Origin of the sequence: Microvirga sp. VF16 (assembly GCF_016864375.1) — a bacterium.
In the GTDB taxonomy this organism is placed as follows: Bacteria; Pseudomonadota; Alphaproteobacteria; order Rhizobiales; family Beijerinckiaceae; genus Microvirga.
Genome location: NZ_CP069354.1, coordinates 4460256 through 4476328 on the forward strand (window position 1 = coordinate 4460256; position 16073 = coordinate 4476328).

At 60.7% G+C, this 16073-nt stretch carries 13 protein-coding genes; 5 read left to right on the plus strand and 8 right to left on the minus strand.

Translation table 11 applies throughout. From position 1 onward, the window contains the following. Positions 1 to 77: 77 nt before the first annotated feature. The 8 genes from mmsB to ytfQ all read right to left on the minus strand — a co-directional run bounded on the left by mmsB (position 78) and on the right by ytfQ (position 9607). A complete protein-coding gene (mmsB, locus tag JO965_RS20910; RefSeq protein WP_371826894.1) occupies positions 78 to 1187 on the minus strand; it encodes a multiple monosaccharide ABC transporter permease in 1110 nt (369 codons plus the stop codon). Positions 1188 to 1278: 91 nt separating this feature from the next. Then, positions 1279 to 2808 carry a multiple monosaccharide ABC transporter ATP-binding protein gene (gene mmsA / locus JO965_RS20915; protein ID WP_203440925.1) on the minus strand — a complete coding sequence of 510 codons (1530 nt, stop codon included), beginning with the start codon at positions 2806 to 2808 and terminating at the stop codon, positions 1279 to 1281. Positions 2809 to 2892: 84 nt separating this feature from the next. Further along, positions 2893 to 3906 carry a multiple monosaccharide ABC transporter substrate-binding protein gene (gene chvE / locus JO965_RS20920; protein WP_371826895.1) on the minus strand — a complete coding sequence of 338 codons (1014 nt, stop codon included), beginning with the start codon at positions 3904 to 3906 and terminating at the stop codon, positions 2893 to 2895. Between the two features lie 347 nt (positions 3907 to 4253). Beyond that, the gene (locus tag JO965_RS20925) at positions 4254 to 5024 is read right to left on the minus strand and encodes a FadR/GntR family transcriptional regulator (RefSeq protein ID WP_203444288.1); all 771 of its coding nucleotides are present in this window, start codon (positions 5022 to 5024) and stop codon (positions 4254 to 4256) included. Between the two features lie 20 nt (positions 5025 to 5044). Beyond that, positions 5045 to 6004, minus strand: coding sequence for a galactofuranose ABC transporter, permease protein YjfF (yjfF, locus tag JO965_RS20930; RefSeq protein WP_371826810.1), 960 nt, complete (start codon positions 6002 to 6004; stop codon positions 5045 to 5047). Then, positions 6001 to 7005, minus strand: coding sequence for a galactofuranose ABC transporter, ATP-binding protein YtfT (gene ytfT / locus JO965_RS20935; protein ID WP_203440927.1), 1005 nt, complete (start codon positions 7003 to 7005; stop codon positions 6001 to 6003). Before ytfT ends, yjfF begins: the two co-directional genes overlap by 4 nt. Beyond that, positions 7006 to 8514, minus strand: a complete 1509-nt coding sequence (gene ytfR / locus JO965_RS20940) for a galactofuranose ABC transporter, ATP-binding protein YtfR (RefSeq protein ID WP_203440928.1) — start codon at positions 8512 to 8514, stop codon at positions 7006 to 7008. A 130-nt stretch (positions 8515 to 8644) separates the two neighbouring features. Then, positions 8645 to 9607, minus strand: a complete 963-nt coding sequence (gene ytfQ, locus JO965_RS20945; protein ID WP_371826811.1) for a galactofuranose ABC transporter, galactofuranose-binding protein YtfQ — start codon at positions 9605 to 9607, stop codon at positions 8645 to 8647. 162 nt (positions 9608 to 9769) lie between these two features. Between ytfQ and JO965_RS20950 the strand changes: the two genes are divergently transcribed. The 5 genes from JO965_RS20950 to JO965_RS20970 all read left to right on the plus strand — a co-directional run bounded on the left by JO965_RS20950 (position 9770) and on the right by JO965_RS20970 (position 15604). After that, entirely contained in the window at positions 9770 to 11503 is a 1734-nt protein-coding gene (locus tag JO965_RS20950; protein WP_203440929.1) for an IlvD/Edd family dehydratase, read from the plus strand. Between the two features lie 32 nt (positions 11504 to 11535). Beyond that, a complete protein-coding gene (locus JO965_RS20955) occupies positions 11536 to 12474 on the plus strand; it encodes a dihydrodipicolinate synthase family protein (protein WP_203440930.1) in 939 nt (312 codons plus the stop codon). Positions 12475 to 12745: 271 nt separating this feature from the next. Then, entirely contained in the window at positions 12746 to 14461 is a 1716-nt protein-coding gene (locus JO965_RS20960) for a methyl-accepting chemotaxis protein (protein ID WP_203440931.1), read from the plus strand. Between the two features lie 170 nt (positions 14462 to 14631). Next, positions 14632 to 14877 carry a hypothetical protein gene (locus tag JO965_RS20965; protein ID WP_203440932.1) on the plus strand — a complete coding sequence of 82 codons (246 nt, stop codon included), beginning with the start codon at positions 14632 to 14634 and terminating at the stop codon, positions 14875 to 14877. Between the two features lie 199 nt (positions 14878 to 15076). Beyond that, positions 15077 to 15604: a hypothetical protein gene (locus tag JO965_RS20970; protein ID WP_203440933.1), complete on the plus strand. Its 528-nt coding sequence runs from the start codon at positions 15077 to 15079 to the stop codon at positions 15602 to 15604. Positions 15605 to 16073 lie beyond the last annotated feature (469 nt).

A 16073-nucleotide genomic window follows, 5' to 3' on the forward strand; every position in this document is an offset into this window, starting at 1 on the left:
TCCAATAAACTCAAAATGAAAACGGCGAGCGCGAGGCTCGCCGTTGTGCTGAGAACTTGATGGCCTGACGCCAGCCCTCACTTCTTCCTGTTGTAGACGTCAAGGGAGACGGCCGCGAGCAGCACGAGGCCCTTAATGACCTGCTGGTAGTCGATACCGATGCCGAGGATCGACATACCATTGTTCATGACGCCCATGACAAAGGCGCCGATGACCGCGCCCGTCACTTTTCCGACGCCGCCGGTGGCCGAGGCGCCGCCGATGAAGACGGCTGCGATCACGTCGAGCTCGAAGCCGAGGCCGGCCTTCGGGGTCGCCGTGTTGAGGCGAGCGGCAAAGATCAGGCCGGCAAGGCCCGCCAGCACGCCCATATTGACGAAGGTGAGGAAGGTCAGGCGCTCGGTCTTGATGCCCGACAGCTTGGCCGCCTTCTCATTGCCTCCCAGCGCATAGATACGCCGGCCGATCGTGGTGCGATTGGTCACGAAGGCATAGAGCGCGATCAGCACTGCCATGATGACAAGGACGTTCGGCAGACCGCGATAGGTCGCCATCAGGTAGCAGAACGCGATCACGAGAACAGCGAGCAGACCGTTCTTGAACAGGAACAGGCCGAAGGGTGCCGTCTCGACCGCATGCTTCAGCTGATTGGTGCGACTGCGGAAGCTGAAATAGATGATCGCAGCCACGCTGGCGGCGCCGAGGAATAAAGCGGTGTAGTTGAAGCCCTCGCCGCCGAAGACGTCCGGAATGAAGCCGGAGCTCAGGCGCTGGAACACCACCGGGAAGGGACCGACCGACATGCCGCCGAGCAGCGCCAGGGTCAGGCCCTTGAAGACGAGCATGCCGGCAAGCGTGACGATGAATGACGGCACCTTGAAATAAGCGACCCAGTAGCCTTGCGCCGCGCCGATCATGCCGCCCACGATGAGGCAGGCGATGGTGGTCGTGACAGGATCGATTCCCCACCGCACCATCATCATGGCTGCAAGTCCGCCGACGAAGCCGACGATGGAGCCGACCGAAAGATCGATATGTCCGGCAATGATCACCAGAAGCATGCCCAACGCCATGATGACGATGTAGCTGTTCTGAAGCACCAGGTTGGTGAGGTTGAGCGGCCGCAGGAGTGTGCCGTCGGTCACCACCTGGAAGAACAGCATGATGACCAGAAGCGACAGCAGCATGCCGTAATCGCGGAAATGGGTTTTGGCGAACTCCAACCACGATGTCTTCTGCTGGGGGACGTTAAGCTCGTCGGCGGTCCTGGTGTCCATCTCAGCGTCTCCCCGACTTAACGATAGCGTGCATGATCTTTTCCTGGGATGCCTCGGCAATATCGAGCTCGGCGATCAGGGATCCTTCGTTCATGACATAGATCCGGTCGCACATGCCGAGCAGTTCCGGCATCTCCGAGGATATCATGAGGACACCCTTGCCGGCATCGGCCAGCCTGTTGATGATCGTATAGATTTCGTATTTCGCCCCGACATCGATGCCCCGGGTCGGCTCGTCCAGAATGAGGATCTCCGGATCGGAGAAGAGCCACTTGCTCAACACCACCTTCTGCTGGTTGCCGCCGGAGAGATTGACCGTCTCCTGGAATACGCTGGGGCTGCGGATACGCATCTTGGCGCGGTAGTCGTTGGCGACCGCAAGCTCCTGGATATCGTCGATGACGAGGTTCTTGGACACGCCCTCGAGATTGGCGAGCGTGACGTTCTTGCGAATGTCCTCGGCCAGGACCAGACCGTAGGTCTTCCGGTCCTCGGTGGCATAGGCGATCCCGTTGGCAACGGCCTTTTCCACCGTGCTGACATCGATCTCCTTGCCGTGCAGCGTCACCCGGCCCGAGATGTTCTGGCCGTAGCTGCGGCCGAACAGGCTCATGGCGAACTCGGTCCGGCCTGCCCCCATCAGCCCGGCGATGCCGACGATCTCGCCGTGCCGGATATTCAGGTTGACGTTCTTGACCACCTGCACATGGCTGTGGAGCGGGTGATAGGCCGACCAGTTCTCCACCTGGAAGATGGTCTCGCCGATCTTCGGCTCGCGCTTCGGGTACCGGTCCTCCATGGTGCGGCCCACCATGCCGCGGATGATGCGGTCCTCACTTACTTCCTGTGCCCGACAGTCGAGCGTCTCGACCGTGCCGCCGTCGCGCAGGACGGTGATGGAATCGGCGACCTTCGAAATCTCGTTCAGCTTGTGCGAGATCAGGATCGAGGAGATGCCCTGCGCCTTAAACTGGAGCAGCAGGTTCAGGAGCGCATCGCTGTCCTTTTCGTTCAGGCTCGCGGTCGGCTCATCGAGGATGAGAAGCTTCACCTTCTTCGAAAGCGCCTTGGCGATCTCCACGAGCTGCTGCTTGCCGACGCCCAGATTGGTGATCAGCTCCTCGGGCGATTCCTTCAGGCCGACGAGCTTCAGCAGCTCTTTCGTTCTTGCAAATGCAGCCGACCAGTCGATGACGCCGTACTTGGCCTGCTCGTTGCCGAGAAAGATGTTTTCCGCAATCGACAGAAGCGGCACAAGAGCCAGCTCCTGGTGAATGATGATGATGCCGAGCTTCTCGCTGTCGGCAATGCCGGAGAAGCGGCGTTCCTCGCCCTCGTAGTGGATCTCGCCGGAATAGGAGCCGTGCGGATAGACGCCGCTCAGAACCTTCATCAGCGTGGATTTTCCGGCCCCGTTCTCGCCCACCAACGCGTGGATCTCGCCGGCCTTGACGGTGATGTTGACGTTATCCAGCGCCTTCACGCCCGGAAACGTCTTGGTGATCCCCCGCATCTCAAGGATCGCATTCATCGCATAACCTCAGGCAACAAAGCCTTCCAGAAATGAGCAAGGACCCTGCGCGAGTGCGCAGGGTCCACTCTTCGCGAAAACCAATTACTTGAACTGGTCTTCCTTGTAGTAGCCGCTGCCGACCAGAACTTCCTTCCAGTTCGAGGCATCGACGCTGACCGGCTTCAGCAGGTAGGACGGAACGGTCTTCACACCGTTCTCGTAGGTCTTGGTGTCGTTGACTTCCGGCTGCTTGCCGGAGAGCACGGCGTCGACCATGTTGACCGTCACCTTGGCAAGCTCGCGAGTATCCTTGAACACCGTCGAGGTCTGCTCCTTGGCCAGGATCGACTTGATCGAGGGCACTTCCGCATCCTGGCCGGTGATAACCGGCATCGGCTGCTTCGGCGTGCCGTAGCCCACGCCTTTGAGCGAGGAGATGATGCCGATGCTCAGGCCGTCATAAGGCGAGAGAACCGCGTCGACACGCTTGTCGGTGTAGAAGGCGGAGAGCAGGTTATCCATGCGGGCCTGGGCGACAGCGCCATCCCAGCGCAGGGTCGAGACCTTGTCCATGCCGGTCTGGCCGCTGGCAACCTTGAGCTTGCCGCTCTTGATGTAGGGGTCGAGCACGGACATGGCGCCGTTGTAGAAGAAGAAGGCGTTGTTATCGTCGGGCGAGCCGCCGAACAGCTCGATGTTGAACGGGCCCTTGCCCTCCTTCAGGCCGAGCGCCTTCTCGATATAGCCGCCCTGGAGCACGCCGACCTGGAAGTTGTCGAAGGTCGCGTAATAGTCGACGTTCTTGGAATTGCGGATCAGGCGATCATAGGCGATGACCTTGATGCCCTTGTCGGCAGCCTGCTGAAGGGCATCGGAAAGCGTCGTACCATCGATGGCCGCGATGACGAGAACCTTGGAGCCCTTCGTGATCATGTTCTCAACCTGTGAGAGCTGGTTCGGTATGTCGTCTTCCGCATATTGCAGGTCGACGTTGTAGCCCTTCTCTTTGAGCACCTTGACCATGTTGTTGCCGTCGTCGATCCAGCGCGCGGACGACTTCGTCGGCATGGCCACGCCGACCGTGCCTTTATCCTGCGCCTGGGCGGCGCCGAGCATGCCGAAGGCTCCAAGAGCCACGGCCGCCAATGTGGTCGTGTATGTCTTCAAGGTCGTTCTCCCTCTCGTCCATGCCCGGAACGACATCATTGTGCCCGGCGCATATTCAGCGTTCTTCGCTTTAGGGCTCCAGGTCGGCTTGGGCTTTCGATGCTGGCCAGCTGCCGCTTTTGACCCCTATGATGAGCGGGGTTGCCCTGTGGGACAGCCCTACTCCCCTCTCACAGGCTGAGTGTTAGACCTCTCATGCCAGCCAATAAATCATACTATAATACTATTTTTGCACAACAGAACTCCCAGCGAGCCCTGCTATCCCGAATCCTTCGGGAAACCCGGCAACGACCGAACTACTCGACGCCCGAAAAGGCATGAATCTGGACCGTCGCCAGCGAACTTTCCACATGCTTGATCTGGACCCGCTCCGCCGCCTGCAGGATCAGCTCGGACATGGCATCGCTTGCGGCGGTGGGATTGCGCTGCTCGATGGCATCGAACACCGCTTGATGCTGCCGCATGACCTCCCTGAAGCGGTCGTCGCTGGAAACCGGGGAACTGATCGTGAAGGACGTGGCGAGCGCCGCGCCGATGACGGAGCCGATCGATTGCAGGAAGGGATTGCCGGAGGCTTCCAGGATGGCCTGATGGAAGGCGAGATCCGCCTTGGTGAAGCCTTGGCGGCTGGTCTCGCACTGATACATGGCCTGCAGCGCCCTGTGCATCTCCTTGAGCTGCTCCGGCGTGCGACGCACCGCGGCGGTGGAACAGGCCAGGGGCTCCAGCATCTGCCGGATCTCGAACAGCCATCCGAGGAAGCGGGCATCGACCCCGATCTCGAGATGCCACTCGAGAATGTCGGCATCGAACATGTTCCAGTTGTTGCGGTCGAGAACCTTGGTGCCGACCTTCGTCTTGGATTCGATCAACCCCTTCGCCGCCAGGGTTTTCATGGCTTCCCTCAAGGCAGTCCGAGAAACCCCAAAAAGCTCCATCAGCTCTGCGTCACCCGGCAGGGTGCTGCCGACGGGAAAGCGACCCTGCATGATGTCATGGCCGATCCCATGGGCGACGAGATCATGGGCTGATCGCGCTCTCGAAGGCCGCTGGACACCGTTCAACATCGTCAACCTGCTTTCCTACTCTACCTTGTTCGAAGGGATGCCGCCGAAAGCCCCCGCTGCAGCACGATGAATGCGAACAGCAGGGCGCCGATGGCGATCTTGGTCCACCAGGAACTCAAGGTTCCCTCGAACGTGATGTATGTCTGGATCAATCCCTGAATGAGCACGCCAACAAGCGTGCCGATGATCGTCCCATAACCTCCCGTCAGCAGTGTACCACCGATGACAACCGCTGCGATGGTGTCGAGCTCGACCCCGGTCGCAGCCAGTGAATAGCCAGCGGAGGTATAAAAGGAAAAAACGATTCCGGCCAAGGCGGCAAGGAAACTCGACAGCATGTAGATGCGGATGGTGGTCTTCCCTACCGGCACGCCCATCAGCTCCGCTGAGGTCCGGTTGCCTCCCAACGCGTAGACGTTGGCGCCGAACCGGGTGAAATGCGCCAGGACGATGCCGATCGCAAAGGTGAGCAGCATGATCATGGCGATGACGGTCAACCGCCCGCCGCCCGGCAGCCGAAAGGCGATATCGGTGATCTGGCCATAGGCGGGAGCGTTGATCGGGATCGAATCCGTGGTGAGCACGAAGCACAGGCCGCGTGCCAGGAACATGCCCGCCAGCGTCACGATGAAGGCCGGAATCTGGAAAGTGTGGATCAGGAATCCCATACCGGCCCCGAACAGCGCGGCGATCCCCAGGATGAGAACGAAGGCGAGATAGGGATTGAGGCCGTATTTCTCGATGGTGACGGCGAGGAACACGCCGGTGAACGCGATGACAGAGCCGACCGAGAGATCGATGCCACCGGACAGGATCACGAAGGTCATGCCGACCGCCACGATGCCCAGGAAGGCATTGTCGGTCAAAAGATTGCCGATCACGCGGGTCGAAGCGAAGCTCGGAAACTGCGCGAGGCAGATCAGGTAGCCGACGACGAAGACGGCAAGCGTGATGAGAACCGGAAGATGGCGCCTGATCATGCTCTTGCCTTCCACACGGAACGGACGGCCGACAGAACGGGTGACTGGGCGAGAAGAACGGCGAGCACCACGATGGCTTTCACGATGAGGTTGTATTCCGGCGGGTAGCCGCTCAGCAGAATGCCCGTGTTCATCGCCTGGATGATCAAGGCTCCGACGACGGAGAGGCCGAGGCTGAAGCGGCCACCGAACAGGGACGTGCCGCCGATCACCACGGCCAGGATCGCATCGAGTTCGAGCCAGAGTCCGGCATTGTTGGCATCGGCGCCGCGGATATCCGCCGTCACGATCAGCCCGGCAATCGCCGCGCACAGGCCGCACCACATGTAGACCGCGATGGTCACGACCTTGGTGCCGATCCCGGCATAGGCGCTCGAACGGACATTGGCGCCAATGGACTCGATGAAGAGACCTAGGGCCGTGTACCGCACGATGAAGTGCGTGATGATCAGCATCACGATGGCGATCACGACCGGCATCGGCAGCATCAGAAAGGAGCCGCCACCGATGGCGGCAAAACCCTCGCTCACAAAGGTGATGATCTGCCCCTCCGTGATCAGCTGCGCGAAACCGCGCCCGGCCACCATCAGGATCAGGGTTGCCACGAAGGGCTGAATTTCGAGCACGGCGACGAGGAAGCCATTCCATAAGCCGCAGGCGAGGCCGATGCCTGCGGCAGCGGCCAGGGCGACGGGAAGCGGATAGCCCTGTGCCGTCAATGTCGCGGCCATCGCGCCCGCAATCGCCATGACGGCGCCGACGGAGAGATCGATGCCGCGGGTCGCGATGACGAGGGTCATCCCCAAGGCCAGGATGGCAACCGGCGCGCCGCGGTTCAGCACGTCGATGAGACTGCCGAAGAGGCGGCCATCCTGCAGGCGCAGGGCGAAGAAGTCGCGGAAGACGAGCCAGTTGACGAGAAAGACGAGAAGGAGCGCCGCAACCTGCGGCAGCCCCTTGGGAAGGGTGCGGGGAGAACTGGCCTGAATCATGCCGCTCATTCAATGGCCTGCGATAGTTGTCATGATGGTATCGGCGCTCACCTCGGATCCGGACAATTCGCGCACATGCCGCCGGTCGCGCAGGACCACGACCCGGTCACTGTAGGACGAAATCTCCTCCAGCTCAGACGAGATGACGAGAAGGGCAAGTCCGTCCTCGCACAGCCGTTCGATCAGACGGATGATCTCCGCATGGGCGCCGACATCGATTCCGCGCGTCGGCTCATCCAGGATGAGGAAGCGAGGCTCGGTGGCAAGCCAGCGGGCAAGCAGCGCCTTCTGCTGATTGCCGCCGGAGAGAAGACCGATGGGCTTCTCCGCATCCGGCGTGCGGATGTCGAGAAGCTTGATGAAGCGGTCGGCGATCTCTTCCTGCCTGCGCCTCGGGATCAGGCGCAACCACCCGCGCTGCGCCTGGAGAGCCAGGATGATGTTCTCGCGAACCGATAGCTCCGCCACAATGCCTTCCGTCTTGCGATCTTCCGGCGTGAATCCGAACCGCAGGCGGGCCGCATCGCGCGGCGTGGCGATGCGCACGGGCTTGCCGTCGACGAAGGCCTGACCGCTGTCGGCGCGCTCGATGCCGAAGACCAGTTTGGCGGTTTCCGTCCGACCGGAGCCGAGGAGGCCGGCAAGGCCCACGACCTCGCCGGGGCGCACCGCCAGATCGAACGGCTCCATGAGACGGCGCTTGCCGTAATCCTTGAATGCGACAAGCGGCTCGCCCGTGACGGCGCTACGCTGGTTGCGATGCAGAGCTTCCGCGGCGAGCTCGCGCCCCAGCATCATGGAGACGAGCTCGATTCGCGGCAGTTCCGCGATGGGACGGGAGCCCACGAGGCGCCCGTTACGCAGGACAGTGATCCGGTCACAGACCGCGTAAACCTGATCGAGGAAATGCGTGACGAATACGATGCCGATGCCGCGGCTCTTGAGATCCCTCAGGATCTTGAAAAGGGTTCCGACCTCATGCGCGTCGAGACTTGCCGTCGGTTCGTCGAGGATCAGCACCTTGGCCGAGAGATCGACCGCACGCGCGATGGCGACGATCTGCTGAACGGCCACCGAATAGGTGCTCAAGGGATTGGCGACATCGATGTCGAGACCATAGCCTGCCAGAAGCTCTTCGGAGAGCCGCCGCATCTCCCCAGTGCGCACGAGGCCGAAACGGTGCGGCTGACGCCCGATGAAGAGATTTTCCGCCACCGACAGGTTCGGCAGCAGATTGACTTCCTGATAGACTGTTCCGATGCCAAGCGAGAGCGCGTCCGCAGGATCCCGTGCCGCGATCTCCTGTCCATCGAGGCGAATGGTGCCGGCATCGCGCTTGAAGACGCCGGTCAGTACCTTGATCAATGTCGACTTGCCGGCACCGTTCTCACCGAGCAACCCGTGGATTTCGCCCGCATGCAGCGTGAAGTCCACATGGTCGAGCGCCTGCACGCCCGGGAACCCCTTCGTGAGACCTCGGATCTCAAGGAGCTGAGGCTGCTCTGTCAATGGTGGCATCACGTCCTCACCGGCCCCTAGAGCATCGGACCCAAAAGTGGATTTGCACTTTTGGGATCGATCCGATGCTCAATCCCTCAAGCGAAGCAGCAGGCGATCGCCCGCCTGCTGCTCTGATCATTCGACGATATTAGTAGAGGTCCTTGCGCTTGTCGTACTCGGCCTTTGCCGTCTCGGGCGTATAGACCTTGGACTCCGTCTGGATCCACTTCTTCGGCGCCGTGCCATCCTTCTTGAAGGCCATGAGCGCGTCGAGTGCCGGGCCTGCCATGTTTGGTGTCAGCTCGACTGTGACATTCGCTTCACCATCGGCCATGGCCTTGAAGATATCCGGCACGGCATCGATAGAAACGACCTTGATGTCCTTGCCGGGCTTGAGGCCTGCTTCCTTGATGGCCTGAATGGCGCCGATCGCCATGTCGTCGTTATGGGCATAGACGGCACAGATATTCTTGCCGCCACCCTCGGCCTTGATGAAGCTTTCCATCACTTCCTTACCCTTGGTGCGGGTGAAGTCGCCGGACTGGGTACGGATGATCTTCATGCCGGGATTGGCGGCAACGACCTGATCGAAGCCCTTCTTGCGGTTGATCGCCGGGCTCGAGCCGACCGTGCCCTGCAGCTCGACCACATTGCACTTGCCGCCCGTTTCCTTGGCCAGCCACTCGGCGGCAACCTTGCCCTCATAGACGGTGTCGGAGGTCACGGCCGTGAGGTAGAGAGACTCGTCCTTCGTATCGATGGAGCGGTCGAGCAGCACGACCGGAATCTTGGCGTCCTTGGCTTCCTTCAGGACCGCATCCCAGCCCGTCGACACGACAGGCGCGATGAAGATGGCATCCACGCCCTGTGCGATGAAGGAGCGAACGGCGCGGATCTGGTTTTCCTGCTTCTGCTGAGCGTCGGAGATCTTCAGGTCGACGCCACGCTTCTCGGCTTCGATCTTCGAGACCTTCGTCTCGGCGGCCCGCCAGCCGGATTCCGATCCGACCTGCGAAAATCCGATGGTCATTTTGGTCTGGGCATAGGTGACGCCTGAGGACAGCATCAGCGTGGCCATGCCGATTGTCGTCAGAAGGTAGCGGGCTTTCATGGACATTCTCCCTAAATTTGTCGTTGCTCTTCGACTTTAGCAGCCTTATCAGCTGTCTATTAGTACTATTATATGAATCAAATTGAGCGCCTATTCAACCAAAGTCGTGGACTTAAACCCTCGCTCGGCGAGGCGATGCAAAGTTTCAAAGGCACCGAGAGAATGACCGAAGACAAGAAACGCCAGCTGCGCAGCCAAGCCTGGTTCGGCCGTCAGGATAAAATGGGCTTCTATTACCGCTCCTTCCTGAAGAACAGCGGCTTCCCACAGGATCAGTTCGAAGGCCGACCGGTGATCGGCATCTGCAACACCTGGTCCGAGCTCACCCCCTGCAACGCGCATTTTCGCACCATTGCCGAGCATGTGAAATACGGCGTGCTGGATGCCGGCGGCTTCCCACTCGAATTTCCGGTCTCTTCCCTCGGCGAGGTGACCATGCGGCCAACCGCCATGCTGTTCCGCAATCTGGCAGCCATGGACGTGGAGGAAGCGATTCGCGCCCATCCTCTCGATGGCGTCGTCCTTCTCATGGGCTGCGACAAGACCACCCCTGCCCTGCTGATGGGCGCGGCCTCGGCGGATCTGCCCACCATCGGCGTCTCGGGCGGCCCGCAGCTGCGCGGCGTCTATCGCGGCAAGTATATCGGCTCCGGCACCAACATCATTTCCATGAGCGAGCAGCTGCGCGCCGGGGAAGTGACGTTGCAGGAATTTCATGAGGCGGAAGGCGGCATGAACCGCTCCGCCGGTCACTGCATGACCATGGGCACCGGCTCCACCATGGCCTCCATGGTCGAGGCGCTCGGCGTCGGCCTACCGGAAAATGCTGCGATTCCCGCCGCCGATGCGCGGCGCAACCATCTCGCCCGCATGGCCGGGCGGCGCATCGTCGAGATGGTGAACGAGGACCTCGTGCTGTCGAAGGTGATGACACGTCAAGCCTTCGAGAACGCGATCCGGACGCTGGCCGCCATCGGCGGCTCGACCAACGCGGTCGTGCATCTTCTCGCCATCGCGGGACGCGTCGGCATCGATCTCACCCTCGACGATTTCGACAGGCTCGGCCGCGAGATCCACTGCCTCGTCGATCTCATGCCCTCCGGCCGCTTCCTCATGGAAGATTTCTATTATGCCGGCGGCCTGCCGGTCGTGCTGCGCACGCTTGGCGAGCGCGGCCTCCTGCACAAGGACGCGCTCACCGTCAACGGCAAGCCGATCTGGGAGAACGTGAAGGACGCGCCGTGCTGGAACCGCGAGGTGATCACCACCTTCGAGGAGCCTTTCAAGCCGGAAGCCGGCATCGCGATCCTGAAAGGAAATCTCGCCCCCAATGGCGCGGTGATCAAGCCGTCCGCCGCTTCCCCTGAGCTGATGCAGCACACGGGCCGCGCGGTCGTGTTCGAGACCATCGAGGAGCTGCACCACCGCATCGACGATGACGATCTCGACATCGACGAGACCTGCATCATGGTGCTGAAGAACTGCGGCCCGAAGGGCTATCCGGGCATGGCGGAGGTCGGCAACATGCCGTTGCCGCAGAAGCTGCTCAAGAAAGGTGTCCGCGACATGATCCGCATCTCGGATGCGCGCATGTCCGGCACGGCCTATGGCACGGTGGTGCTGCACGTGGCCCCTGAGGCTGCGGCCGGCGGCCCCCTCGCCTTGGTACAGAATGGCGATCTGATTACCCTCGACGTAGCGGCGCGCAGCCTGCATCTTCACGTCGAGGCCGAGGAGATGGAGCGCCGGCGCGCCGCCTGGGTGCCGCCCGCCCCGCATGCGGATCGCGGCTGGGCCAAGCTCTATATCGACCATGTTCTACAGGCCGACAAAGGTGTCGATCTGGACTTTCTCGTCGGACGGACTGGATCGCCCGTCCCGCGCGACAACCACTGAACACGACATCTTGAACCTTGAAGGGAGAAACCATGTCCTTGTCTGGCAAGACTTCCACGCGCCCGTACCGCGGCGTGTTTCCCGTGGCCCCCACCATTTTCGATGACAACGGCAAGCTCGATCTCGAAGGCCAGAAGCGCGCCATCGACTTCATGATCGACGCGGGCTCCGACGGAATCTGCATTCTCGCCAACTTCTCCGAGCAATTCCTGCTGACCGACAGCGAGCGAGAATCCGTGATGACGACGGTGCTCAACCATGTCGCCGGCCGGGTTCCTGTGATCGTCACGACCAGCCACTTCTCAACCGAGATCTGTGCCGAGCGCTGCCGGCGGGCGGAGGCTGCGGGCGCGGCCATGGTCATGATCATGCCGCCCTTCTTTGGCGCGACTTTGCGCGTGTCGGAAGCTGGGATCTACGAGTTCTTCCGTCGGGTCTCGGATGCCATCACCATTCCGATCATGATCCAGGACGCGCCGATGGCTGGCACATTCCTGTCAGCCTCCTTCCTCGCGCGCATGGCGAAGGAGATCGCCAACGTCTCTTACTTTAAGATCGAAGTACCCGGTACGGCGGCCAAGTTGCGCGAGCTGATTTCGCTTGGCGGAGATGCCATCGAGGGACCGTGGGACGGCGAGGAGGCGATCACTCTGATGGCTGATCTCGATGCAGGTGCAACAGGCGCGATGACGGGCGGAGCCTATCCGGACGGCATTCGCAAGATCATCGATCCCTACATGGCCGGCAACCGGGAGGAGGCTCTCGTTGCCTACGAGCGTTGGCTACCGCTGATCAATTATGAAAACAGGCAATGCGGCCTGTCTGCCGCCAAGGCGCTCATGAAGGAAGGTGGCGTGATCCGGTCGGAAGCCGTCCGTCATCCGCTTCAACCCCTGCATCCCGAAACACGCAAGGGCCTGATCGAAGTCGCCCGCCGCCTCGATCCTATCGTGTTACGCTGGGGCCGGTAAGACGATCCCGATTTTTGCCGGATGATCTCAGTTCAACTGACCGTGGATCTGAAAAGATCCACGGTCTTTTCTTTTGATCAATGACAATATTCACATCACAACCCTGCCCGTTATTAAGTCTATTAAAAAACGGATAACAACAACTACAGAAACGATAAGTGTTTCCACTTATTGACTTACAAAGCACTTCTTTGAGACTTGCAGGACCTGGTAGAGCGTGTCGCGGGGGCACGCGCCCCCCGTGGCGATGCGGGCAGGTTCACAAAGAAAAATGTCTGACACGAGTTCTACCATTCGAAACAAACTGACACGTTCCTTCACCGGCGTGGCCGGCCGGTTCTATGCCGGCATCGCAGCAGGAATTGTCGCCCTGATCGCGCTCGCAATCTTCGGTTCGTTCACGATCTCGACCGTCTTGACCGAGCAGAAGAAGAATGAGCTGAAGCACCTCGTCGAGACGGCGGTCAGCATCGTGGCCGATTTCGAAGCCCGTGCGAAGCGGGGCGAGATGTCGGAGGACGAAGCGAAGAAGCGCGCTTCCGAAATGCTGCGCATTCTGCGCTATGGCGGCTCCGAATACTTCTTCATCCAGGATTATCAGACGGTGATGCTGATGCATCCCTTCAGCAAGACCCTGGAAGGAAAGGACAACTCTGCGGTGAAGGACACCAATGGGGTCGCCTTTCTCAAGGAGATCGGAGATGCCGGCAAAGCCGGCGGCGGCTTCGTTGCCTATCTCTTCCCGAAGCCGAACCAGCCGGAGCCTCTCCCGAAACTCTCTTATGCCGCCAACTTCGACAAATGGGGCTGGGTGATCGGTAGCGGCGTCTATATCGATGACCTCGCCGCGATTGCCGCGTCCTATCGCAATCTGTTCCTGACGCTCGTCGCCGGTGCTGCAGCACTCCTCCTCCTGATCGCATTCGGTCTCGGACGCAGCATTTCCAAGCCGATCCAGAAGCTCGTTGCGAATATGGGCTCGCTCGCCGGTGGCGATCTCTCCGTGGCGATCGAGGGAACGTCCCGCCGCGACGAGATCGGCGTGATGGCCGGCTCCGTTCAGGTCTTCAAGGATGCCATGATCGCCAAGAAGCGGGCCGATGAAGCAGCTGCGCTGGAAGCCGATGCAAAGACGCGTCGCGCTGAGGTGCTGGATCAGCTGACCAAGCGGTTCGAGACGAACGTCTCGGCCCTGACGCAGGGCCTGTCCTCCGCGGCAACCGAGATGGAGGCCACCGCGCAATCGATGACGGCGGTTGCCAACCAGACCACGCAGCAATCGGTCGGCGTCGCCTCCGCGGTGCAGCAGACCTCCTCCAACGTGCAGACCGTGGCCGCCGCCACGGAAGAGCTCTCCATCTCGATCCGCGAGATCGCTGCTCAAGTCAGCCAGTCCTCCCTGGTGGCGGAAAAGGCGGTCGCCGGCACCCAGCGCACCAGCGGAACCGTGCAGGAGCTCGCGGCCAGTGCCGAGAAGATCGGCAATGTGGTGCAACTGATCAACACCATCGCGGGCCAGACCAACCTGCTGGCCCTCAACGCCACCATCGAGGCCGCCCGCGCCGGCGAGGCCGGCAAGGGCTTCGCGGTCGTGGCCTCCGAGGTCAAGGATCTCGCCACCCAAACGGCCAAGGCGACGGAGGAGATCTCGGCCCAGATCGGCTCAGTGCAGCAGGCGACGCAGCAGACGGTGGCGGCGATCCAGGAGATCGCCCGCACCATCACTGAGATGTCGCAGATCTCCACCTCGATTGCCGCAGCCATGGAAGAACAGGGCGCGGCCACGGCCGAGATCGCCCGCAACGTGCAGGAGGCAGCACGCGGCACCGAGGCCGTGACCGGCAGCATCGCGGACGTGCACCATGGCGCCGGCGAGACGAGCACGGCAGCGTCCCAGGTGCTGGGCGCAGCACGGGAACTGGCCCGCCACTCCAGCGATCTCGGCCAGGAGGTTTCGGCCTTCCTCTTAGGCGTGAAGGCGGCCTGAACCCTGGTCCAACAGAACCCAACATTCCCGCCCGGCTCGCTCGAGCCGGGCGTTTTCTTTTGCCCTCGTCAGATGAGAGGTTTCTCAAGATCATACCATCGCTTTCAGAAAGCGATGGAAACCCTCGTTGCGGGACTTATATGGGAGGCATCCCCTACGAGACGCGTTTCATGCCCGAGACAGACGAACAGCCGGACGACGAGTTGGAAGAGCTGAATGGCACGAAGCGTATCAACTTCCGTGATTATCCGAGTTCCGGCCTTGTGGTGATCGCGGCCCTCAGCTCGGGTCTGGGGTGGATGCTGTTCAAATGGCTCGACAAGAAGCGCAAGGCCCGGAACGGCACGCCTGCCGAAGACGGACCAGCCACGGCCTCTCCTCCTGAATCAGGGCCATCGGACGATCAGAAATCCTGAATCGGGGCATCTGCGTCCATAGCACGTGCTGCAGCGCACCGCTTCCGGCGGCCTTTAAGACTACGTTAAGGAAATCGGCAGGAGGTTTTTATGACCCACGGTGCTGTTTCCTTCGTTCTCGGCATCATCGCCCCTGTGGCGCTGGTTGGCTGGCTCCTGGTATTGCACTGATGGGCCACGCCGCTCGTGAAGGGTTTTCATGACGATCGTCCGTGCCGCCGTTCTCTTCACCTGCATCGCCGGGATCACATCGGGCGGAACAACTGCGCTTTCGGCCGAACTGATGCAGGGGCGCTGCCGGATGGATTATTGCGCTTGGTTCAGCATCGAGAGCCGGGACATCGTCGGCTCCAACGCGAACGGTGCCCTCTTCAAGGTGGTCTCCAAGGAATGGACCTCCCATCACCCGAACGGCAGTTATGACAAGCGCAGCCCCAGGACGGGTGGCGCGGTGTCAACCGGTTTCTATTTCTGCTCCAAGACGAAACCCTCGGCGATCTGGCAGAGCGATGGCGGACAGTGGAAAGTGGCCGTCCTGAACCTGGCATCGCCCTCCGGAGCAGAGGAGAATGCCGTCATCGAGTATTTCGCCGTCTGCCATGGTGTGCAGAGCGGGCATGACATGAGCGACTCGTTCGATGCCCTCGCGGAGCGCTTCGGCTACGGGCCTGTTCAGAATGCGGATCTGCAGGACATCACACGGCCGGAAGATATCCTGAAAGACTAGCCGTCTTATCGTCTTTCGTAACGACTCGTTTACCTTTCAGGCGCAGCCTTCTCATGTGCCTGGCTGGCACGGTCCTCCCTCTGGTCGCAACCGCGACCTACCTAGAGCGCCAATCGACGAGGCGCTCTTTCTTTGGGAAGGTTCGAGGCAACCTCTACATCAGGCACCGTGAGTATCACTCATCTGTTTTTAGCCGAGCACACAAACTATTCGCGATAATAAATTCAAGGTTTATAATCCTTGTAAATCTCTATAATCTTATTGAGCGATAGAATCCTTAACCTTCGAGTAAGATTCTCCTTGCAACGCCACGATGTTGCCTTATTCAATATTCACAACACCGTCAGCGGATAGCGAGATATAAATCTTGAGATCCGCAGTAATATGAACGTATAGATTAGCGTTCATCTCTACCTGTATGTACCCTGCGTTTCTTCCTGCCATTATCCTGGCAAATTCTCCGTAGAAC